Genomic DNA, 20,635 nt, shown 5'->3' with positions numbered 1-20,635 from the left:
GCTGCCCAAATTGCTATTAATTATGGATGGAGCTTGTGTAGTAGAAACCAAAATTTAAACCCTCGCGTACCAGAGAGCAAAAGTTATTCCCACAATCCTAGCAAACCTGACATATTAGGTATCATTAATATCTGTGTTGTTTTGAGCGAGCGATCGCATAATGCCACCAACAGACCGAGGGACAAAGTTTTTGCAGATCGAGTTAACTGCAGAAATTTACGATGCCTTAATGGCTCGGGCACAATTATCTGGCAGTAGTGCTAGCGAACTGGTCCAACAAAGTCTTTGCAGCTACCTTGGCTGTGGTAACGATGCGCCGAACCAGATCGAGACTCGTTTGGCAGAACTAGAGTCCGCGATTATGCAACGAGTCCAGGCTCAAGTTGAAGCGCAAATGCAGCCAATGCGATCGCTGTTACAGAACCTTCAAAGTCATATGAAATCGCAGTTAGAAGCGATCGCCAATCTTCAAGCTAACCTTAAAGCCGAGCCAGCTAACCCCGCACCGATCGTGGAGTCAGGGGTAGCAGATACTTCTGCTGTGTCATGCGATCGGAAGAAGGCAGAAACTGCTTCATCTTCCCAGATTAGGCAACTACAAATCGGCGATCTCGTGCAAGTAAGGGATCCTGATAGCCCGCACTATATGGAACACCTGCGTATAAGCGCCGTAGGGATAATCAGAGCAACTGTGCAGACGGATGCGGGCGAGCAAACTTTTTTAAAACGCGACTTACGATTTGTAGAGTCCAATTTAGCAAGCAACTTGGGATCGGATTAACAACATCTGATTGGTACCTCCGTGCCTGCCCTGAAATAATTGATTTCTTGGTTAGTGGCTATCGGTTTGGGTTTTAATAGTCTTGATAGGCATACAAAAGTTTGGGTAGCAAAAATGGGACTTGCGCGGCGGCAGTTCTTACAAATGGTTTCGGCTGGCCTCTTAGGCTGGCAGATCGTGCCACCGCAGCAAATGGCTAGGGCAGCCGAGTTGTACGCTAAAAAATTGAACCAATCTACCAAACGCAAGCTAGCACTGCTGATTGGCATCAATCAGTACGATGCTAAGGGTGATTGGTTGCCCCTCAATGGCTGCGTGACTGACGTAGATCTACAGCGCGAGTTACTCATGCACCGATTTGGCTTTAATCCTGCTGATATCCTCACATTGATCGATCGAGAAGCGACCCGAGCCGCGATCGCCGAGGCATTTACAGAACACTTGATCGCTCAAGCCTTGCCCGGTGATGTAGTGGTAGTGCATTTCAGCGGTCATGGCTCTAAATTGGGGCAGAATAATACCTTTGTGCCAGTGGATAGCGGCATGCCTGAAACAGGCATGCTCGTTAAAGATTTCATGGAAGACACGATCGCGTTATGGTTGCAAGCGATCGCCACAGAGAATACGACCTGCATCCTCGATATCGGTCATAACTACCCGGGCACGCCTGTAGTGGGTAACTTTCGCATTCGTTCGCGCCCCAGCCGTCACGATTGGCAGATCGATCCAGAGGAAATCGAACTGCAACGCCATCTCAGAGAACAGAGCGATTCTAGGCAAGTTTTAGCTAAAGGGGATAAGTTAAACGCGCGATCGTCAAAAGTATCAATGCCAGGAATGTTGCTGCGTGCTGCTAGCGGCGATCGCTTATGCGCCGATGCCCTATGGCCGGGATTTAGCAGTGGTGCGTTCACCTACGCACTGACCCAACAACTATGGCAAATGATGCCCGCCACATCTCTTTACGTGGTAATAGATCGCGCGATCGCTACGTTGGAGCAAAAGGCATTTGCATCTCCATCTCTCACCCCAGAACAACAATTAACCTCTCTCGTCTCTGGTAGTAAGATCGATCGCAATACCGATCGCAAAACCACGACTCAGGCTACTTACACCACCAGTTTTGACGATCTACTGATGGCATCTCCCTCCGCAACGAAGGAGTTACTTGATGGTGCCGATGGAATCATCAGAACTGTAAACAATAGTCGGATAGGGGATATCTGGCTGGCCGGTCTGCCAATTGTACCGCTAGGCTACTATGGTGTTGGTTCGATCCTATCGACCCCAGATGAAACCTTGGTTCAACTGCGATCGCACAATGGCTTGACCGCTAAAGTAGAAGCTCTACCAGGGCAGAGCGGACTGCGCGTCAACCAACTATTGCAGGAGCGAGTAAGGGCTTTGCCGCGCAACATGACTTTGATTGTCGCTCTGGATCTAAATCTGAGCAAAATCGAACGGGTGGATGCCACCAGTGCCATATCGGCAATGCCAGGAATGTTAGGTGTAAATGCGACGGAACAGTTTGCTGACTGTTTGTTTGGAGTCCAGGCGACTAGCTACGGTCTGTTTACGGTGGGACGCAGTCCCATTCTCGGTTCCTTTGGTTCGGTGGGCGAGTCGGTAGGTGCTGCCCTCCGCCGCCTACAGCCTTTGTTGGAAGGCTTGCTCGCAACCAAGTTGATTTATCTGACTGCTAATCAAGGCTCTTCAACTTTAGGATTGAGAGCTACCTTGATGACTATGAGTCCAACGAGTACCGCTCCAGTTGCGATCGCGGCTCAAGCTACACAGCGGTCTGGGAATCAGTCCGCTCCTTTGGCAGCTAGCGGTAGAAACGCTTTACCATCACCAAATATTTTAAATAAGGCGATCGCGATTGGCGATCGCCTCTGTTGTCGGTTGGAGAACTTTACAGACAGTCCTCTCTACGTGCGTATTTTCAGCTTCGATCCGCGTGGCAAGATCATGACTCCCCACTTCTTCACCAGTCCCTATGCTCTTGACAGCGTGGTGCCAGCCCAACAAGAGTTGCTGATTCCGCACCCAGCAGCACCATTCGATTGGGTAGCCTCGGCTCCACAAGGACTATTTGAGATTCACCTGGTGGTAAGCCGGTTCCCTCTGACCGAGACCACTAAACTCCTGGAACAATCTTCACGACAAGCCACATCCCCAGCCGGAATGGTCGCAGTATCCAATCCCTTACAAGTAGCTCAAGCCCTATTGTCAGATCTCCATAGCGAGCTGGACATTCCTGCTTCTACTAAGCCAGACGATATGTGGACGCTGGATGTGAATGATTGGGCAACTCTTAGCTTTACCTATCGCGTATCTTGAAGCTCCAGTCTAGCCGCAGACAGATCATCGGCTATTACGGGGAGTGTGAGGGCTGCGTCCCCACGCAGGGGTTCCACACCTGCACCCCGTCCTAAGCCTATTGGCTATAGCCATACTGAATGAGACGGCATTATCAGAATAGAAGCTTTGTAGCTAGCTCGCAGTCAATAGTAATTTGTTGTTTCAGTGCTTCTAAGGACTCAAATTTCTGTTCGGGGCGCAGAAATTTGACTAAATTGACGCATAGCTCTCGACCGTAGAGATCGCCATCCCAGTCTAATAGATGTACCTCAATCGTGCGCGCGCGATCGCCGGTGACGGTCGGGCGCATACCAATATTCATCACCGCAGGGAGCGGCTTATCCCCCAATCGCAGAACCTGTACGGCATAAACGCCATCTCTCGGTAGGAATTTCTGGGGGGGTAGCTGGAGATTAGCCGTAGGGAAACCTAACTTCCGCCCCATCTGCTGCCCCGCCACTACATTACCAATCAGGCTATAGGGGCGACCTAGCAGAGTGCGAGCAGCGTCGATCTCCCCCTGCTCCAAAGCGCGACGAATCGCCGAACTGCTAATCCGAATTGATGGATCGCTCGTGTCACATACATCGTGCATGAGTTGCTCAGAGACAATATGCAAGCGATCGCCCCACATGGCTCTTAAATCTTCCACCGAGCCGCAGCGCTGACAGCCAAACCGAAAATTAAAGCCAACACTAATCGAACGTGCCTGGAGTCTCTCGATCAGGATTTGTTGCATAAATTCCTGCGGCGTAAGCTTGGCGATCTCGCGGTCGAAAGGCAGTAGAACTAGCTGTTGCACGCCCAGAGCCTCTAGTTGAACGACTTTCTCCGCAATCGGTGTTAGTAGCAGCCGCGAAGTACCTGTAAAAAACTCCTGCGGGTGTGGATTGAAAGTTAAGACTGTCGAAACCAAATTCTCTGTATTGCCAACTACTGGAGCAATTACACATTGGTGTCCTCGATGTATGCCGTCAAAGTTACCCATGGCGATCGCTGTTGGGGTACTGGCTTTACTTAGATCGGAAATAACTAGCACGCTTATATTAGGTTTATATTTGGCAGAATTGACTCATCATGCTTTACATTTTGACACATTTGTTATCTTATAGCCTGGAGGCGCATTTATCGTAGTCACCGCGATCGCCAAAAAGTATTTGCATCAGGTACTCTAACCGCTAAGATTGTAGATTAGCGGCATTTACCAGCAATGCCGATGTCGTGTTTTAAGGATCTCATGGACCCCAGTCCATCTGGTTATTTTAGTTAGGTTCCGATGCAATGGTGTGAGTATCTCCCAGCGCGTCGGGAGATGTAGGAGGTTCAATGCTCACCCAGGAAGCTCTGACTTCACTGTCGGATATTACCGACTGGAATCAACTCAAATCGGAACTCAATGCGATGCCAGCTATCGATGTAGGTGACTACATTGACGAGCTTCCTTCCGAGCAAAAAGCGATCGCCTTTCGCCTTCTCAATAAGTCCAACGCCACAGATGTATTTGAGTATCTGCCGCAAAAGTCCCGCGAGGAATTACTAGGGTCGCTGCACGACATCCACGTACAGCAAATTATCGAGTCGATGCGACCTGACGATCGCGCCGAACTGCTGGACGAGCTGCCCGCCGGTGTAGTAAAGCGCCTTCTCCAGCAACTCAGCCCCGAAGAAAGACATGCCACCGCCACAATTCTCGGTTATGCCGAGGGTACGGCAGGTCGGGTAATGACCACCGAGTACGTGCGACTGCGACAGGGACTGACTGTCGAAGAAGCGATCGGCAAAATCCGCCTGAACGATAAGGACAAAGAAACGATCTACTACGCTTACGTTACTGACGACAACCGCAAGCTCAAGCAAATTGTCTCGCTGCGGCAGCTTCTATTCTCTTTACCTAATGCCCTAGTTAAGGACATTGCCAGCGATCGCGCGATCAAAGCCCGTACTGATATGCCCCAAGAAGAGGTGGCGCAACTGATGAAGCGCTACGACCTGCTGGCATTACCAGTGGTAGACCGCGAAGATCGGCTTGTAGGCATCGTCACCATCGACGATGTGGTTGATATTCTCGAAGAAGAAGCCACCGAAGATATTCAAAAGCTGGCAGGGGTTAGCGGCGACGAGGAAGCGCTGTCACCACCACTAATTACAATCCAAAAACGTTTGCCCTGGTTGTTAGGTAACATCGGTTTGTATGTGGGTGCCGCCAGCGCGATCGCCCCATTTCAGGGCACGATTGCGCTTGTCCCAGTCCTGGCCGTAATTATGCCCATCCTATCTAACACGAGTGGTAACGTCGGCATTCAAGCTCTATCAGTAACCGTGCGAGGTTTAGGTGTAGGGGAAGTGACACCCCAGGATACTTTGGCGATCCTGCGCAAGGAAATTTTGGCAGGTTTAGGTACTGCCCTCGCGTTGGGTCTGGCACTGGCAGTTCTGTCTTTGATCTGGTCTTCTGCTGTAAATCGTTGGGTGGCTCTGGTGGCTGGCCTGGTCATGGCGATTAACGTACTGGTTGCTGCCACCCTGGGTACGTTACTCCCGATGGGCTTAAAGCGCTTGAAGCTAGATCCTGCCTTGATTAGCGGCCCTTTGCTCACTACAATTCTAGATACAGTTGGATTCTTAACTTTTTTAAGTTTAACCTCTCTGTTTCTGCATGTATTTCGAGTTTGATGAGATGTCATAGCCATAGACAGAATCTATCAGGACAGGGGGTGTGGGGGGTACGCCCCCACGCAGGGGTGGAACCCCTGCACCCCGTCCTAAGCCTATTGGCTATAGCTATAAAAGTTGGATAGTATCGATAACGATCGCCATTTCTCGTACAGATTGAGAAGTATGGGTTGAAGCTGTGCGACATAAGCTCGACCGTCCAAGAAGTCAGGATTTTGTTGCATTTTTTGCAGAATTTCCCGATTCTTTTGCCTGCGGAGATCGGGGTTCTCCGCTAGAGCCACGGCTAGTTCTACATACGTTTCCTCGCGACGGGCAATTAGATCCTGCATGGAAAGAGATTTCAAAATCGCTGCTCCCATGCGCGATCGCAGTGTATTGCCCTCCCACGCGATCGTCGGCAAGCCAACTTCCAAAGCATCGATGAGAGAAGTCGTACCCGCATAAGGAAAAGAGTCCAGATAAATATCGGACACCTTTAATGCCTCCTTCACATCAGCGCGATGCGGAAGTGCTTTTAAAACGCGCAGGCGATCGCCACTCACACCATACTTTGCCAATACGGCATTCATATCATCCACAAACGTAATTCCTGGATAATAGCTCATCCAGTTTGGACCAAAGGGCATGAGCATCAACATAGAATTGGGCACGGTGGCTAAGATCTTTGCCCAGGTTGCCCTCAATTCGGGCACGAGTTTGAATAGATTAGCTGTGGAAGCAAACACGATCGCACTGTCGGGAATTCTCAACTTTTCTCTATTAATGCGATATTGAGTTGCAGGCGGCTCCACGCCATAGCTAAAGCAAAAACCAGTACCATCTATGGCGATCGATCGCTCGCGATAGTGAGCTTGAGCGTCGGGCAGTGGCTCCATCAACTTCCCGGCAATATAGTAGTCGATATTTTTGATGCCAGTTGTAATGGGAGAAGCAAAGTTAGTTAGCTGGACTCTGGCTAGTCGATAGTTGGCAAGCATTGTCACTTGATGGATTGCAGCAGTAATATTTGCACCAACCAGGAGGATGTCTAGATCGTCGCTGCGAATTGCTTCAGCTTGTTGGTTAAGTCCATCGTTAGGTAACTGAATCAGTTTAGCCGTGCGTTCTCGACAGTAGTCTTCCAGTTGATGTCCCGCAATTTGCAACACGTACAGGATAATTTCAAATCGATCGCGATCTAAGTGTTCGACAATTGGGAGCGCTAAATAAGTCTCAGGTGATGGGTTGCATGATTTCAGCAATATGCCCAGTCGAATCTTTTGACGATTAGGGGGAGGGATAGAGAAATCGTGCTCGATTTGAGCGCCTTTTTGCCTTAATGCAAGTTCAATGATATCGCCTCGCTTGCTCTGAATATCTCTCAGGTTTTCTTGGGTAAAGTATAGTTGAATGGGATTTATTTGCTGCGCGATCGCTAAGGTGTCCTGTCCGATCTTTGAGTTGCGATCGGTAAAAATCGCGTTATACAGCGCATCGATCGTAGTCTGCATGAATTGGAAATACCGTTGAGATTCGCCGACAGTTCGGAAGTAATTGGGACTGGCGAGGATGAATCTCAGATAGTCGTGCATAAACCAGTCTGGAACATCGACTTTTCCATGCCATCGCAATGGTAACTCGTGCGGATACAAGTAGAGCATGAAGGTCAAGAGATACCCGATCGCTCCTGGTTTCTGATGATTGTTTTGCAGTTGAGGTAAAACTTCCTGCTCTAAAAAATGCGTTTCGACATCAGTTAGCAGTTCGTATTTGAGACCGCTTTGCAGGAGAGTCTGATGCGCTTTCCCCAAATAGCCTGCATATGAACTCTCCAGCAAGTCCTCGGGAATATCAATCCATCTGTGTGCTAACTGCTGACGGGCATCGCGCAGAGAGGCGATCACCTCGCGATCGCTTGGCTGATTTCGGTACCGATCTACAAGATCGGATAAACGATTTAGCTGTGTCTCCGTGTTTCTTGAAATATGCTGATACATCGATCTCCCAATTGGAAAATTCTAGCTCGAGATACGTATCGATCCCATTACGCCGATCCTGCATTTTTGCCGCAGTCAAAGACTCTCAGGTCATGTGAGAGATTTAGCAATTATATGAGAATTTTACCGCAATTATCCAACATGTCGCCGCGTGATGCGCGCTATTGGACTAGCGGCGAAATATGCCGCTGCGATCGCTGCGATCGTAGAAGTGCAAGCGTGCGTAGCCCAGGAACTGACCGTGAGGCTTTTCCCCTAATGGGAAGGCGGTAACGCCAAATAAATAAACGCCGCCGTATCTGGGATTGTTGTAAGGGCGCAACCCAATCGAGATCGTACTGCCAGGAGGAATGGGAGGAGTAAAGTCAACTGTTACCTGTTGCGGTTCGGTGTCGGTTATTGCGATCGCTGCATTTAACCTGGTGCGCTCGCCCGATGGCGCGATCGCGAGTGCCAAGCTCTCGTTGCGATCGAATGCAATTTTGTCAGTGCCCTCATACTGGCTAATAGTTACCCTTTGCAGTGGCTCGCCAGCATTCTCTGGAAGTCTCAGGTTGAAATAGTAAGTTGCCCCCCACGCATAGACGGAATTAACAGTTGTTTCCGCATCGACTAAAGTGGGTGGACGATCGAAGTAAGTCCTGCCATCGCGGAGTCGTACGGCTCCAGCAGTGCGATCGGAAATTGCCCCAGTTGGTATATCGACCAGCAGCACGCTTGTTACCGTTGCTAATAGCAATATTGAAATCCCCGTGAAGTTTGACATAGGCTACCTCTCGCTCGGCAACTATAATTTTGCCAAAAATGCTAGGACAACCTTTCTCCAGGTAAAGATCGCCCCAGCATGTTTCCTATATTCTACTTAGCTTGTAGCGGAAACAAGAATTTGAGCAGCTTGAACCCGATAATTCGGATCCAACCAGCAACGAGGTAGCGGTTCTCCTGATGGGAAAACCATATCTAACTTATCAAAAGACTCAGGGTCTTGCATCTCTTCGCCAGCATGCATTCTACCGACAATTGCGTGCTGGCAAGGGTTGTAAAGTTCCTGTAGTGTAAGTACTTCTACCAGATCGCCGCTTCGTTTGTGCTGTAAGAACATAGTCCCTCCTCAGTCATCAAACGCTAACAATTCTGGTATAACACAAGCAATCTCAAGCGATCGTCAAATAATGTGAAGCTGGCGATCGCTAGCTTCACGCCCTAGATATTTCCCACCCCATTATCGCAACTATTTTTGGGCATCCTGACGAGCCTTAATGGCATCGGCAAAATCAGAGCGCAGGGCGATCGCTTTATCAAAAGAAGATGCCGCATCCTGATATCTCTTCATCGCAAAGAGCGACATTCCGCGCTCGTACAAAATAAGTTAAAGAAGGGTATTTATAGTTTTAATTACTGTAATAATTACCTCATTCAGAATACTCTCAGTTTTCCGCACCGATCGCTTTATGACAGAATTCTTGACAGAGTAGTCTCGCGATCGGCGCGATCGCTTACAATACAGCTAGAACGCTTTTGAGGTTTTCCCATGCTTCAAATAGATCTAAACCAACTGCCCACCAGTGACGAATTACCAGATTCGGACGACACACCTGTGGATAACGAAGACCAGAATCTATTGCCCAACATTCTGCTGTTTTTGCTCAGTTCGATTTGGGCAGAGCGCATGGATTGGTACTTCGGTGTCGATATGGCGGTGTATCACACCACAGGGCTAAATCCGCGCGTCCCTGTCGTGCCTGATGCCTTTTTAAGCTTGGGTGTAGAGCGCAAAAAGGGTGGTAAGTCGCGTCGCAGCTATGTGGTTTGGGAAGAGCAGGGAATTGTGCCCATTTTCACTCTAGAGATGGTGTCCCATAAACCGGGTGGGGAGTATGACGAGAAGATGGCAATTTACGCTCGCTTGGGGGTACTGTACTACGCGATCTACAATCCAGAATTTTGGCAGCGGGACGGACATCAACCGTTTGAGATGTATAAGCTGGTGGATGGCAAATACGAGTTACAAAGAGGCGAACCCTATTGGATGGCAGAAGTAGGATTAGGCATTGGCCGCAATCAGACAGTGTTTAGCAATCTGTCGCAGGAGCAACTGGCATGGTTTGACGAACGGGGCGATCGCTATCTCAGTGCAGATGAACGAGCAGATGCAGAACGACAGCGGGCAGATATGGCTCAAAGACAGGTGGAGTCATTGTTGGCGCGACTGCGTTCGCTAGAAATCTCCGAAGGAGAATCGCTCGATTAGGATTTGCGATCGTCCGATCTCAAATACTTCTACAGAGAAACAAGATGGTTTTCATGAGTTTTGTTGAAGGAGGTCTCCAGCGAAAAATCCAAACAAGGGTTTCTACATGCGCCAATGTCCCTGCTCGCATTTTAAGAGGCGATCGAGAGTAGCGATCTGAGTAGGATTTTGCGAACTGCGAATTTTACTTTCCACGCTAATTGAAATCAACTCCATTTGCAAGCGAGTTAAATATGCTTTTTCCTCAGGTGAATCTAAACCAGGTTGGGCAAAGATTAGATTTTCTCTATTCTTTTTAAATGAGAAGCTAGGGTTCAGATTCAGTTTCTCGATCAGAGAATTGACAACATAGCGCTGTTCGGGACGGGCGGTTTGCAGCAGCGCCGCGATCGGTTGGCTGAAGGTGCGATCGCGCAGTTGCCGGGATGATTGCCCCTGCAACCACACCTCAGAAGTCGATACAGGAAGATCGGTAGATTTTTCGTCAACCTTGGCAAAGGCATGGGCTTCGAGATAGGAAACTTTGCCATCCTTGTTGTAGTCCGCTGAGGGTACTGCCTCGCCAGTGCGGCTGCGTCCGCTCAAACCCGCAAAGAAACTGGAGCTATAGTCGCGGTAATCGGATTCATTTACCTCTGCCGTACAGCCCACTGACGGTAGAGTCTTAATCGTAGCGTAGAAGCCACAGCGGTTCTGTTTCGCTAATGGCTTTTCGGGATCGCCATCGGCGTAAATAATATTGGCAAACGAACCGGAATAGCACTGGGCCATCATCATCGCGATCAGTGTCTGGGCGGGCAGGAGATCGAGCAATTGCGAAAATTCCCTCACGCTAATGTGCTGCTCTTGCCACAGTAGGAGCGAGTTATCATCGGGATTTTGCTCGTTCAAAATCCCATGACCTGTAAAATAAAAGAAAAGCTGTTTGTTGTGGGGATTAGTCTGGACATATTGACCGAACCATGACCTCAGGTTGGCGAGCGTCGCAGATCCCTTGAGATGGGGAATTTCCGGCGGCTTGAATTTCTCCTTATCATGGTTATCTACATAGCGGATAGTGGCGGAGCGGTCGTTGCCATTCGCAAAGAAAATCGATGCTTCCGCTGGATTAAACCCCAGACTTTTTAAAGTGCGCTGAAAGTAGAGCAGGTTTTTCTCCAGGGCAATTTCGTTATTGGCAGGCGAGCCGCCACCACCAAAAGCGAGAAAGGTAATACCTGGTTTAGATGCTTGCTTGGCAACGCGATCGCCAGTTATCAATTTTTGCGCCACGCTAAGGCGATCGCTCGTCAGAGGTAGTGACTGGGAAACCAGAATCGCAGCATAAGTCAGACTTAACGAAAAAAATTGTTGCAGCATGGAAAACTACCTGGGGTCGATGACATGACAATGGTTAACCACTTAAATTTAAATAATTAATTTATTGAGGGATGCGTGGCGATAAAGTATGCGATCGCATCTAAATTGTCTAAACTCGAACAGCCTTTACGAGCACGGAGTACGCAAGCGCTATGAAACTGGCAAAGAAAAACCTGGATGAAAGACTGAACCATACCTATGATGCCATTATCGTCGGCGGAGGTGCGGGTGGGTTGTCAGCTGCCATTTATTTAGCACGGTATCGCCTCTCTTGCCTCGTGATTGAAAAAGGCAGAGGGCGATCGCTATGGATGCAACACTTAACCAATTACTTAGGTCTGCCACCGGATACACCAGGTAGAGACATGCTCAAGCAGGGGCAGGAACACGCTCTTTCAGTGGGTGCAGACTACCTGAATGGCTACGTCGAACGTGTAACGGACGAAGGCGATACGTTTGCGGTTCAGGTCAAAGTGGGCAAGAAAGATAGCATTTATCCCGTGTTTCGCTGCAAGTACCTGGTTGCTGCCAGTGGGATTATCGACAACCTGCCCCAACTGGGTGACATGCAGAACGTCTACAACTACGCGGGCTACAATCTCCACGTTTGCTTGATCTGCGATGGTTATGAAATGAGCGACAAGCGTTGCGGGCTGTTTGTGAATTCCGAAGGTGCCATCAATACAGCATTTGTACTGAATTGGTTTACGCCCTACATCAGCATCGTCACTGGCGGTACCTGTACGGTAGGCGAAGAAATGCGTGCCAAACTAGCCAAACATGGCTATCCCCTGTACGAACAACCAATTGCAAAATTTTTAGGTCGCAACCATGAGATGACTGGTGTAGAATTTACCGACGGTTCCGTATTGGAGTTAGAAACTGGTCTGGTGGCAATGGGATCTCACTATTTTAGCGAGTACCTGCAAGACTTTGACCTCAAGCGCGATGGCAACAACTTAGTAACGGATGAAATGTGCCGCACCTCGCATCCCCGCATCTTTGCCCTTGGCGATCTAAAACAAGGGTTAAATCAGGTGTCAATTGCGGTGGCAGATGGTACATTAGCCGCAACTGCAATTTGGCGGGAAATTCGTCGGAGTTCGCCCCCCAGAATTTGGACAGAAAATGTCAAGCAGCGCGACCTGAGCTTAATCTAGAACTAAATCTGGAACCCAATCTCGTGCGATCGCAAACTTAAGTCCCTAAATCCTAAAAGTAGGTGTAGTTATGCCAACGGTTGAATTGCTAAGTGAGGAAATCGGTCAACTTAAACAGGAGTTACAGCAAAAAGATTTGCTAGTACAACAACTGTCTGAGGAACTGTTCAGGCTGATCAAGGGTAATAATGTTTTCGTAACTCCCCAGGAGGTTTCGCATCAGCATCAAGAAGAACTCCTGGCGCTTTCTCATAAGCTAGCTGCTACAGAGGAAAAACTGTCGCGATCGCAGGATCAAATGGAAGAGCGCGAACTGGAGGCAGTCGAGTTGCGTAAAACTTGCCAGGAGCTAACCGATCGCGCGCGCACTTTAGAGCAAGTAGTGCAGGAGTTACCGCAGGTTTATCGTGCCAAGTTTGCCGAGCGCATGGTGCCGATCAAAAACAAGATAGAACTGTTGCAAAAGGAAAATCGCCAACTGCACATGGAGTTACAAAGCCTCAGTTATCGTTTGGCCATCCGCAGCAAGCCCCAAAAAAGGGTAGAGCTACCCCAAATGATGAATAATGGGCCTAGTTTGCCAGGTTTCAGTAATGCTTGAAATCGTCGCCGCTTGTGCCGATCTCGAAGGTAGGCGCATCTGGGCGAAACAAATACATGGCATTGACGCGATCGACACGGGCAACTTCTGGTTACCCGTGGTCTGGACTGTGCGGGGGCCTTTGTACGCTGAAGTAATTACTCGCCGATCGGACGGTCGCTACCATCAGCCGTTTCACCTTAGCGATCGCTTCAAGCAGCCACTTTACCATTTCGCCTATAGCCTCCTCACTTCCCTCTCAGCCCCCCCTGCCGTTTATCTAATCCAATTCACACCCCAACCCCCAACCATCGGTTTCACCGATAGTAAGGGTTTAGCATTTGGCAGTCAATCTCCGCATCAAACGCAAGAATCCATACCAAATGCTAAACCCCTGCATCCACCCCCAATCCTCTTCGATCGCCTGATTCCCTTTCCCGACGAACCCGCGATCGCCAGCATTGGCGTACAGGAACCCAACCTGTTCGCCTGCCATTGGCTCTGCCTTACTCAGCAGCCAATCCTGGATCTAAAAATTAAAGGCTAAATTATGCTGGTTCAGCAATCTCATCGCGCTCCCAGACAACCGATCTTTCGATCGTGCCAAATTCTGCAAAGGATTTGGCTACCTTGAGGGCAGTCTTTTTGGTATATGGTAGAGCAGGCGACTTAAACTATGGAGACAACCCATGTTGAAGCTTTATCACCAACCCCTATCGCCCAACTCGCGGCGCGTATGGATTGCCTTGTTAGAGAAAGAACTGACCTTTGAGCTAATCGCGCTCAAACTCGATGGCGATCAGTTTACGCCTGAATTTATGGCGATCAGCCCTTTTCATCACATTCCCGCACTTGTGGATGATGATTTCAGTATTGTCGAATCCCAAGCCATCTTGGATTATCTGGAAGCTAAGTACCCAGAACATGCTTTACAACCAAAAGATCCTAAATCCTTAGGGATCGTACAAATGGTGCGGATGGTGACAATTAATGAGTTGTCTCCGGCAATGAGTCCCTTTGTCGGACAGATGATGGGAATGGGTGCACCCGATCCTGAGAAGGCGGAGCAGTCCAAGCAAAAATTTGCCATAATTCTGCAACTCTTCGATCGCCTGCTGGGAGACAATGCCTTCTTTGGCGGGGAGCAGGTATCTCTAGCCGATATTACCGCTGGCGTTTCCATTCCCTGGCTGCCCAAACTAGGAATACCGATCGATAGCTATACTAGGGTACAAGCCTGGTGCGATCGCCTGCAAAGTCGCCCTGCTTGGCAAGCTACCCAGCCCACACCAGAGATGCTGGCACAGCTAAAAGCAATGATGCAGGCGCGTATGGCAAAGGCTCAGTAACTAGCTTCCGCAAGTTGTAAATCATGCTTGACAATCTGAGTATCGGGTTCATACCCCAAGTGAGTGGGCTAACCAGTCCAGTCCATATTACTAATGCAGGCGATGGCAGCGATCGCCTGTTTATCGTGCAGCAAGGGGGCGAAATTCGGGTTGTCGAGAATGGTAGCTTGCTACCAACGCCTTTTCTGGATATTTCCGATCGCATCAGCACAGGGGGAGAACAGGGGCTGCTGAGTATGGCATTTCCCCCTGAATATGCCAGTAAAGGCTATTTCTACGTCAACTATACGGATATCAATGGCGATACCGTTGTATCTCGCTATCGCATTAGTGGAGACCGAAACGTTGCAGATCCCAATAGCGCAGAAATTATCCTCACCATCGACCAACCATTTGACAATCACAATGGCGGGCAGTTAGCCTTTGGCCCCGATGGATATCTCTATATTGGCATGGGAGACGGCGGTGGTGGCGGTGACCCATCCAATTTAGCTCAAAATCCCGGATCGCTTTTAGGAAAACTCCTCCGCATTGATGTGGAGTCTGGTGTATTTCCCTACGCGATTCCAGCTAGCAATCCCTTTCCGAGTCAATCTGACCCAAACAATGCCATCCGCGATGAAGTTTGGGCAAGCGGCCTGCGCAATCCCTGGCGATTTTCGTTTGACAGGCTGACTGGCGATCTATACATCGGCGATGTCGGTCAGGGCGCGGTGGAAGAGATTAATTTCCAACCCTTTTTCAGTACTGGTGGAGAAAATTATGGCTGGAGAATATTTGAAGGATCTAGTCGCTTTGCAGACGATCCAGTTAATGAAGGTCTGATGTTTCCTGTAGCAGAATACGAACATCCTGGAGCCAGCGCTTCCATTACAGGTGGATTAGTCTATCGTGGTAGGTAAGAGAGTTTGAATGGGATATACTTCTATGGTGATTTTGTTGATGGTAGACTGTGGGGATTAGCCCTCAACAATGGCACGTGGGAAAATAAACTACTGCTCGATACCGACTATGGGATTTCCACCTTTGGCGAAGATGAAGCAGGTAACCTGTATGTCGCAGACTACTTTAGCGGCGATATCTTCAGGATAAACGCTGTATAGTTTGAATAGACTGACATCGAAGCTTTCAGTCCATGTTAGGGACTTGCGGTTAAATAATGTCCCAATCGTAGGGTATATTATTTTCTTGACAGTCCCTTATTGAGAATATGCTCGGCTATTAGAAGTGACCCTACATTTTTTCATATCTACTTAACGATCTTTCTAGCCTGTCTAATCTTCTTTGCCGACTACTTTGTCCCAAAGCAGCAACAACCCCATCAATTTCAAGCATAGCAGCCTCAATCTTTGCCGAAATTCTACGCAGTTTAACAACCGATCTTTTCACTGTTTCCATATCTGGCATAGGCTTTTGCACTTTCATATTAAATCCCAATCCTTCTTCACTTCTTGAATACTTTGTTTCATTGCAGGCAGATTAGCTTGGATCTGTTCGATTGAGCGTTCAATTAAATACAGCATATCAGAAGCAATTACTGGTTGACTGTCCGCAGAAAGCAGTTGCAAACTTGACAGGCGCTCAAACCAGCTACTGGCTTTTTCCCTAACATTAGACAACTCGCCAAAAATAACCTCCGTCAGCTCATTTTCACCGAAAAGCTCTAAAACCATGAACTCAGTAGCTGTTGTATCATTGACAAGACTTAGCAATTCTCGCTTCAAATGCCAGATGATGTCTGCCATATCTTGAGGTAGATCGGCCATAGTAAGGTTTCAATAGTTTAGATTATTTTGACTTGGCAAGGATCGTGTCGTCGATCGCAAAATCAACGTAAGCCTGTTGGCGACCTGATGCCAGATAATCTTGCTGAAATGAAGTTTCCAAACCTGCTAGCAAATCGAACTTTGGCTTCCAGTTCAAATCCTGCATGGCTTTATCGACGGATGTGAAGAAGTGTTGCAGGCGGAAGGGGAAAGCTTTTTGCTTGCCGAAATCAAATTCTTTGGGATTGTAGCGCACGATTTCCAGATCGGAAGCCGACTTTCCGGCGGCGGTGGCGCAGAGTTTGGCCAGTCCATCAAATGTGACGAAGCGCGTATCGGATACGTTATAGATTTGATTAACTGCCTGCGGTTTACCCAAGACCGCTGCCATTGCTGCAACGAGATCTTCAACGTGGCCTAATTGAGTGATGAATTTACCATTGCCAGGAATGGGAATCGGACGATCGCGCACTATGCGGTCGAAGAACCAGGCTTCTAAATCGTTATAGTTCTGCGGCCCATAGATATACGTGGGGCGAATTGACGTGTAGGGAAAAGCATAATTGGCGTAGGCTTCTGCTAGATATGCTTCGGTATGTAATTTGCCCTTATGGCGGCTTTTGGGATCGATCGCATCGCCTTCGATGTAAGGCAATACATCCGATTCCAGATATACACCCGCCGAACTCATGTAGACAAAGTGCTGGATGCGATCGCGGAAAATTTCTACCAGTGGTTGCGTATCGGTCAGTTCCCGCGCGTTATTGTCAAATATGGCATCAAACTGCTCGCCGCTGAGTTTGTCCTTGAGTTGTTGGGCATCGGTGCGATCTCCCTTAATTACTCTCACTCCTTCTACTGGTGCAGGTTTGTTACCGCGATTGAATAGCACGACCTCGTGTCCCCGGTCTACCAGTTTCTTTGTCAACGCCACGCCCATAAAGCGCGTGCCACCCATAACCAAAATTTTCATAAACTTATTCTTAGTCCTGCTTTCTTACCTATAGGATTTTAATATAGCTATAGACAGATCTGTTAGGACGGGGTGCAGGGGTAGAACCCCTGCACCCCGTCCTAAGCCTAGTGGCTACAGCTATACCAATTTGAAAAGCAATACAGAACGGATCTCATGGGGTGAAGCAATTATCTTCAAAGTCAGCCCTTGCTTGGCGATCGCCTATGGCGGAGCCAAGCGCTTGAGTTCGACAAATTTTATGCGCGATCGCGCAACCAGTCTTCTAGATCGACAACGCTGGCAGTCAAAGCCTATACCACATCCATAGGGTCAAACACAGTCACAGAAAGAGAATCGCTACCCTCATTCCCCGTTGCATCCCTCGCTTTCGCAATAATGCGGATTGCACCCGCCTTAGAACCCATTTGGGAAGTCAAGAAAAGCTTCTTTTAGTCACATTGCTACCATGTAAGAAGTCAGCATTTCAGTACCATACATCCCCTGAAGCAGCAAAAAATACTAAGTATTTATACTTTCTTAAATGAGTTCTTAGAGCCTGTTTAAGAATTCAAGGGCATCGCATTGTATGGCGCAAGGATGCTACTCCTGGTTGATTTAGGCAGTTGGCTTAACATCAAGAAGAATAAAACACATAAATATTTAACTTTGCTGCCACCCATAACTTATCTTCTTGGCGTAGCCTTATTATGGCGATCGGCTTTCGGCAGTAAATTGCAACCTGTTATGTAAGCGCCCCAAGACCGGATTGCGATCCGAATTCTTTATCTATAGATTTTTTGATATCCCCGTTAAAGATGAAGCTATGCCCGTATCAGTAGATCGGTTAATTACGCCAGAAATCCTCAAACCAGCACGTTATCTTGGTAACGAGCTAGGGGCAGTGCATAAGCCTTGGCATCACCCAAAAAATGAAATGATGGTGCGTTGGTGCCTGACCTACCCCGAGTTATACGAAGTAGGGGCTTCTAACCTGGGCCATATTATTCTCTACAGCATCCTCAACGCCCAAAACAACCAGTTGTGCGATCGCGCCTACCTGCCCGCTCCCGATCTCGCAGCTAAACTACGCGCTACCCAAACCCCCTTATTTGCGGTTGAATCCAAGCGATCGCTCCTCGATTTCGACATCTTGGGCTTTAGCCTCAGCTACGAACTTGGAGCCACCAACATCCTGGAAATGCTCGATTTAGCTAATAGCCCCCTCACCTGGCAAGCTCGCAACGCCTCCAATCCCTCCGATTCCCTCGCATCTTCTTATCCCCTCATCTTTGCTGGCGGACAAACTGCAACCTCGAATACCGAGCCTTTTGCTGACTTCTTTGATTTTTTTGCTTTGGGTGATGGTGAAGAGGTATTGCCCGAAATTGGCGAAGTTGTGAAAGCGGCAAAGTTAGCAGGAAAGTCTCGCGTGGAAACTTTGCTAGATTTGGCAAACGTACCAGGTGTATACGTACCGCAGTTCTACGACATGAACCCTGAAGACGGTTCCGTTCAGCGCAATCGCGATGATGTTCCCCATCGGATTTTGCGCCGCGTCGCTCCACCCATGCCAGAGCATAGTATTGGTTTAGTCCCCCTGATAGAAACCGTGCACGATCGCCTCACGATCGAGATCCGACGAGGCTGCACGCGCGGCTGTCGGTTTTGCCAGCCGGGGATGCTGACCCGTCCCGCCCGCGACGTTAAGCCTGAAGATGTGGTTAACACAATTGAGAAGGCGGTGCGCGAGACTGGATATAACGAATTTTCTTTACTTTCCCTTTCTTGCTCGGATTACCTGGCTTTGCCTGCCGTAGGTATAGAAATTAAAAATCGCCTCAAAGACGAGCGCGTCTCCCTGTCACTACCCAGCCAGAGAGTCGATCGCTTCGACGAAAACATTGCCAATATCCTCAAAGGTGAAGGCAGGCACCAGGGGCTGACCTTTGCACCGGAAGCAGGAACGCAGCGATTGCGGGATGTAATTAACAAGGGATTAACCGATGAAGAGTTATTGCGCGGTGTTAAAACTGCCTACGAGCAGGGATGGGATCGGGTCAAGCTCTACTTCATGATCGGCTTGCCAACGGAAACCGAGGAGGATGTGGCAGGCATCGCCCGCACGATCGCCTGGTTGCAGCAGCAATGTCACATCCCAGGGCGCAAGCGTTTGGGCGTAACCGTGACGATTTCCAATTTCACGCCCAAGCCGCATACACCTTTCCAATGGCATAGCGTTTCCACGGCAGATTTTATCCACAAGCAAGAATTGTTAAAAGCTGAATTGCGCCGTCTGAAAAGCGTTAAAGCCAACTTTACCGACGTGCGCATCTCAGCAATGGAGGATTTTATCGGTCGGGGCGATCGCCGCCTCGGTGCCGTCATTCAACGCGCTTGGGAATTAGGGGCTGGAATGGATGCCTGGTTTGAGAGTGCCGATCGGGCGTTTCAGGCATGGGCAGAGGCGATTGAGTCTGCTCGCCTGCAATGGCAGATGCCATCGCCCCGAGTCGAACAAGCCCTTGCCTGGGATCACATCGATACGGGTATTGACAAGCAATGGCTAATTGATGATTGGCACAGGGCGATCGCGGCAAAAACCGTGCCGGACTGCTCGTTTCACGGGTGTTCCAGATGCGGCATCTGCGGTCCCGATTTCGGGCATAACGAGATCGTGCCGCCGCCACCAATTCCTCAATTTATCGGCGATCTGGGTGCGGCGAATCCCCCTAGCGTTCAGAGATTGCGGATTACCTTTGGCAAGCTGGGGAGTATGGCTCTGATTTCGCACCTCGATCTGATGCGCCTGTTCGAGCGCGCCGCCCGGCGCGCTGCTATTCCTCTCTCCTTTACAGGTGGATTTCATCCCATGCCTCGCATTGCCGCTGCCAATGCTTTATCGTTAGGATGCACCAGTAGCGGTGAATTAGCTGATTTCGAGCTTACTAATGCCCTACCCGTAATAGAATTTCAGTCCCGATTAGCCGCGCAACTCCCAGCGGAAATTCCCATCTACGCCATTGAGGAAATCGACTTGAAGTCGGCATCGGCGGCTTTGTTGCTCGCACAGGCTGCCTACACGCTAACATTAAAGCTGAAAGAGGAATGGCATCGCGATTTCATACCTGATATCGCAGAGGCGATCGCCGCTGTCAAGTCCGCAAATTCTATTCCCATGCCCAAAACATCGAAATCCGGCAACTTACAGATACTGGAGTTATGCGATCGCTTGACGGAATTGGAACTCATCGATCGCGATCCGCTCGCAATTAAGTATGTGGGTACTTGTTTTGCGGATGGGAATACCCTCAAACCCGAATACGTGTTATTCATGTTGCATCAATTTGTAGAAGGTACACCCTGGCAGATCTCGCACGTCCATCGCGATCGCCTGATTCTACAGCAAGCTCGTAGCTGA

At 49.0% G+C, this 20,635-nt stretch carries 21 protein-coding genes; 12 read left to right on the top strand and 9 right to left on the bottom strand.

Annotation, left to right across the window (positions count from 1 at the left end):
- The first annotated feature begins 160 nt into the window (after window positions 1-160).
- A complete protein-coding gene (locus PSE6802_RS0108535; RefSeq protein WP_019499635.1) occupies window positions 161-781 on the top strand; it encodes a hypothetical protein in 621 nt (206 codons plus the stop codon).
- Between the two features lie 114 nt (window positions 782-895).
- Window positions 896-3,124 (top strand): caspase family protein, encoded by a 2,229-nt coding sequence (locus PSE6802_RS0108530; RefSeq protein WP_019499634.1) that lies wholly within the window; start codon window positions 896-898, stop codon window positions 3,122-3,124.
- 133 nt (window positions 3,125-3,257) lie between these two features.
- Here the strand turns inward: PSE6802_RS0108530 and PSE6802_RS0108525 are convergent, their stop codons facing one another.
- Window positions 3,258-4,184 carry a bifunctional riboflavin kinase/FAD synthetase gene (locus PSE6802_RS0108525; RefSeq protein WP_019499633.1) on the bottom strand — a complete coding sequence of 309 codons (927 nt, stop codon included), beginning with the start codon at window positions 4,182-4,184 and terminating at the stop codon, window positions 3,258-3,260.
- A 287-nt stretch (window positions 4,185-4,471) separates the two neighbouring features.
- On the opposite strand from PSE6802_RS0108525, the gene mgtE reads away from it, so the two are divergent.
- The gene (gene mgtE, locus PSE6802_RS0108520; protein ID WP_019499632.1) at window positions 4,472-5,818 is read left to right on the top strand and encodes a magnesium transporter; all 1,347 of its coding nucleotides are present in this window, start codon (window positions 4,472-4,474) and stop codon (window positions 5,816-5,818) included.
- 95 nt (window positions 5,819-5,913) lie between these two features.
- Here the strand turns inward: mgtE and PSE6802_RS28230 are convergent, their stop codons facing one another.
- From PSE6802_RS28230 to PSE6802_RS33280, 4 genes are all read right to left on the bottom strand, one after another.
- On the bottom strand, window positions 5,914-7,797 hold the full coding sequence (locus tag PSE6802_RS28230; protein WP_019499631.1) for an O-linked N-acetylglucosamine transferase, SPINDLY family protein: 1,884 nt from the start codon (window positions 7,795-7,797) through the stop codon (window positions 5,914-5,916).
- Between the two features lie 169 nt (window positions 7,798-7,966).
- Window positions 7,967-8,563: a DUF2808 domain-containing protein gene (locus PSE6802_RS0108510; protein WP_019499630.1), complete on the bottom strand. Its 597-nt coding sequence runs from the start codon at window positions 8,561-8,563 to the stop codon at window positions 7,967-7,969.
- A 96-nt stretch (window positions 8,564-8,659) separates the two neighbouring features.
- A complete protein-coding gene (locus PSE6802_RS0108505) occupies window positions 8,660-8,899 on the bottom strand; it encodes a hypothetical protein (RefSeq protein ID WP_019499629.1) in 240 nt (79 codons plus the stop codon).
- Window positions 8,900-9,028: 129 nt separating this feature from the next.
- Window positions 9,029-9,160 (bottom strand): tetratricopeptide repeat protein, encoded by a 132-nt coding sequence (locus tag PSE6802_RS33280; RefSeq protein ID WP_263970327.1) that lies wholly within the window; start codon window positions 9,158-9,160, stop codon window positions 9,029-9,031.
- A gap of 168 nt (window positions 9,161-9,328) precedes the next feature.
- Between PSE6802_RS33280 and PSE6802_RS0108495 the strand changes: the two genes are divergently transcribed.
- Window positions 9,329-10,048, top strand: coding sequence for a Uma2 family endonuclease (locus PSE6802_RS0108495; protein WP_019499627.1), 720 nt, complete (start codon window positions 9,329-9,331; stop codon window positions 10,046-10,048).
- Between the two features lie 102 nt (window positions 10,049-10,150).
- On the opposite strand, the gene PSE6802_RS0108490 is transcribed toward PSE6802_RS0108495, so the two are convergent.
- Window positions 10,151-11,407: a caspase family protein gene (locus tag PSE6802_RS0108490; protein ID WP_019499626.1), complete on the bottom strand. Its 1,257-nt coding sequence runs from the start codon at window positions 11,405-11,407 to the stop codon at window positions 10,151-10,153.
- Between the two features lie 152 nt (window positions 11,408-11,559).
- Here PSE6802_RS0108490 and PSE6802_RS0108485 point away from each other — a divergent pair, with 152 nt between their 5' ends.
- From PSE6802_RS0108485 to PSE6802_RS30880, 6 genes are all read left to right on the top strand, one after another.
- Entirely contained in the window at window positions 11,560-12,567 is a 1,008-nt protein-coding gene (locus PSE6802_RS0108485; RefSeq protein WP_019499625.1) for an NAD(P)/FAD-dependent oxidoreductase, read from the top strand.
- A gap of 70 nt (window positions 12,568-12,637) precedes the next feature.
- Window positions 12,638-13,168, top strand: coding sequence for an Npun_F5560 family protein (locus PSE6802_RS0108480; protein ID WP_019499624.1), 531 nt, complete (start codon window positions 12,638-12,640; stop codon window positions 13,166-13,168).
- A complete protein-coding gene (locus PSE6802_RS28225) occupies window positions 13,161-13,694 on the top strand; it encodes a hypothetical protein (protein WP_019499623.1) in 534 nt (177 codons plus the stop codon). The genes PSE6802_RS0108480 and PSE6802_RS28225 overlap by 8 nt, the downstream gene beginning before the upstream one ends.
- 142 nt (window positions 13,695-13,836) lie before the next feature.
- On the top strand, window positions 13,837-14,496 hold the full coding sequence (locus tag PSE6802_RS0108470) for a glutathione S-transferase family protein (RefSeq protein ID WP_019499622.1): 660 nt from the start codon (window positions 13,837-13,839) through the stop codon (window positions 14,494-14,496).
- A 23-nt stretch (window positions 14,497-14,519) separates the two neighbouring features.
- The gene (locus tag PSE6802_RS28220; protein WP_019499621.1) at window positions 14,520-15,398 is read left to right on the top strand and encodes a PQQ-dependent sugar dehydrogenase; all 879 of its coding nucleotides are present in this window, start codon (window positions 14,520-14,522) and stop codon (window positions 15,396-15,398) included.
- Window positions 15,399-15,404: 6 nt separating this feature from the next.
- On the top strand, window positions 15,405-15,599 hold the full coding sequence (locus PSE6802_RS30880) for a hypothetical protein (protein ID WP_019499620.1): 195 nt from the start codon (window positions 15,405-15,407) through the stop codon (window positions 15,597-15,599).
- A gap of 130 nt (window positions 15,600-15,729) precedes the next feature.
- Here the strand turns inward: PSE6802_RS30880 and PSE6802_RS0108460 are convergent, their stop codons facing one another.
- The 3 genes from PSE6802_RS0108460 to PSE6802_RS0108450 are packed head-to-tail and all read right to left on the bottom strand — an operon-like array spanning window position 15,730 to window position 17,235.
- Entirely contained in the window at window positions 15,730-15,903 is a 174-nt protein-coding gene (locus PSE6802_RS0108460) for a hypothetical protein (RefSeq protein ID WP_156815467.1), read from the bottom strand.
- A 14-nt stretch (window positions 15,904-15,917) separates the two neighbouring features.
- Window positions 15,918-16,262: a hypothetical protein gene (locus PSE6802_RS0108455; protein WP_019499618.1), complete on the bottom strand. Its 345-nt coding sequence runs from the start codon at window positions 16,260-16,262 to the stop codon at window positions 15,918-15,920.
- 22 nt (window positions 16,263-16,284) lie between these two features.
- A complete protein-coding gene (locus PSE6802_RS0108450; RefSeq protein WP_019499617.1) occupies window positions 16,285-17,235 on the bottom strand; it encodes an NAD-dependent epimerase/dehydratase family protein in 951 nt (316 codons plus the stop codon).
- A gap of 130 nt (window positions 17,236-17,365) precedes the next feature.
- On the opposite strand from PSE6802_RS0108450, the gene PSE6802_RS33275 reads away from it, so the two are divergent.
- Window positions 17,366-17,545 (top strand): hypothetical protein, encoded by a 180-nt coding sequence (locus PSE6802_RS33275; RefSeq protein ID WP_156815466.1) that lies wholly within the window; start codon window positions 17,366-17,368, stop codon window positions 17,543-17,545.
- 495 nt (window positions 17,546-18,040) lie between these two features.
- Window positions 18,041-20,635: a TIGR03960 family B12-binding radical SAM protein gene (locus PSE6802_RS0108440; protein WP_026103167.1), complete on the top strand. Its 2,595-nt coding sequence runs from the start codon at window positions 18,041-18,043 to the stop codon at window positions 20,633-20,635.

Origin of the sequence: Pseudanabaena sp. PCC 6802 (genome assembly GCF_000332175.1) — a bacterium.
Lineage (GTDB): Bacteria > Cyanobacteriota > Cyanobacteriia > Pseudanabaenales > Pseudanabaenaceae > PCC-6802.
The sequence above is the reverse complement of the archived record's forward strand: the minus strand, read 5'-3'. Positions and strand labels throughout refer to the sequence as shown.

What these genes read in the sequence shown, in the direction of transcription:
- PSE6802_RS0108535 (WP_019499635.1), top strand. Translation starts at nt 161, where the DNA reads ATGCCACCAACAGACCGAGGGACAAAGTTTTTGCAGATCGAGTTAACT.
- PSE6802_RS0108530 (WP_019499634.1), top strand. Translation starts at nt 896, where the DNA reads ATGGGACTTGCGCGGCGGCAGTTCTTACAAATGGTTTCGGCTGGCCTC.
- mgtE (WP_019499632.1), top strand. Translation starts at nt 4,472, where the DNA reads ATGCTCACCCAGGAAGCTCTGACTTCACTGTCGGATATTACCGACTGG.
- PSE6802_RS28230 (WP_019499631.1), bottom strand. Translation starts at nt 7,797, where the DNA reads ATGTATCAGCATATTTCAAGAAACACGGAGACACAGCTAAATCGTTTA.
- PSE6802_RS0108510 (WP_019499630.1), bottom strand. Translation starts at nt 8,563, where the DNA reads ATGTCAAACTTCACGGGGATTTCAATATTGCTATTAGCAACGGTAACA.
- PSE6802_RS0108505 (WP_019499629.1), bottom strand. Translation starts at nt 8,899, where the DNA reads ATGTTCTTACAGCACAAACGAAGCGGCGATCTGGTAGAAGTACTTACA.
- PSE6802_RS0108495 (WP_019499627.1), top strand. Translation starts at nt 9,329, where the DNA reads ATGCTTCAAATAGATCTAAACCAACTGCCCACCAGTGACGAATTACCA.
- PSE6802_RS0108490 (WP_019499626.1), bottom strand. Translation starts at nt 11,407, where the DNA reads ATGCTGCAACAATTTTTTTCGTTAAGTCTGACTTATGCTGCGATTCTG.
- PSE6802_RS0108485 (WP_019499625.1), top strand. Translation starts at nt 11,560, where the DNA reads ATGAAACTGGCAAAGAAAAACCTGGATGAAAGACTGAACCATACCTAT.
- PSE6802_RS0108480 (WP_019499624.1), top strand. Translation starts at nt 12,638, where the DNA reads ATGCCAACGGTTGAATTGCTAAGTGAGGAAATCGGTCAACTTAAACAG.
- PSE6802_RS28225 (WP_019499623.1), top strand. Translation starts at nt 13,161, where the DNA reads ATGCTTGAAATCGTCGCCGCTTGTGCCGATCTCGAAGGTAGGCGCATC.
- PSE6802_RS0108470 (WP_019499622.1), top strand. Translation starts at nt 13,837, where the DNA reads ATGTTGAAGCTTTATCACCAACCCCTATCGCCCAACTCGCGGCGCGTA.
- PSE6802_RS28220 (WP_019499621.1), top strand. Translation starts at nt 14,520, where the DNA reads ATGCTTGACAATCTGAGTATCGGGTTCATACCCCAAGTGAGTGGGCTA.
- PSE6802_RS0108460 (WP_156815467.1), bottom strand. Translation starts at nt 15,903, where the DNA reads ATGCCAGATATGGAAACAGTGAAAAGATCGGTTGTTAAACTGCGTAGA.
- PSE6802_RS0108455 (WP_019499618.1), bottom strand. Translation starts at nt 16,262, where the DNA reads ATGGCCGATCTACCTCAAGATATGGCAGACATCATCTGGCATTTGAAG.
- PSE6802_RS0108450 (WP_019499617.1), bottom strand. Translation starts at nt 17,235, where the DNA reads ATGAAAATTTTGGTTATGGGTGGCACGCGCTTTATGGGCGTGGCGTTG.
- PSE6802_RS0108440 (WP_026103167.1), top strand. Translation starts at nt 18,041, where the DNA reads ATGCCCGTATCAGTAGATCGGTTAATTACGCCAGAAATCCTCAAACCA.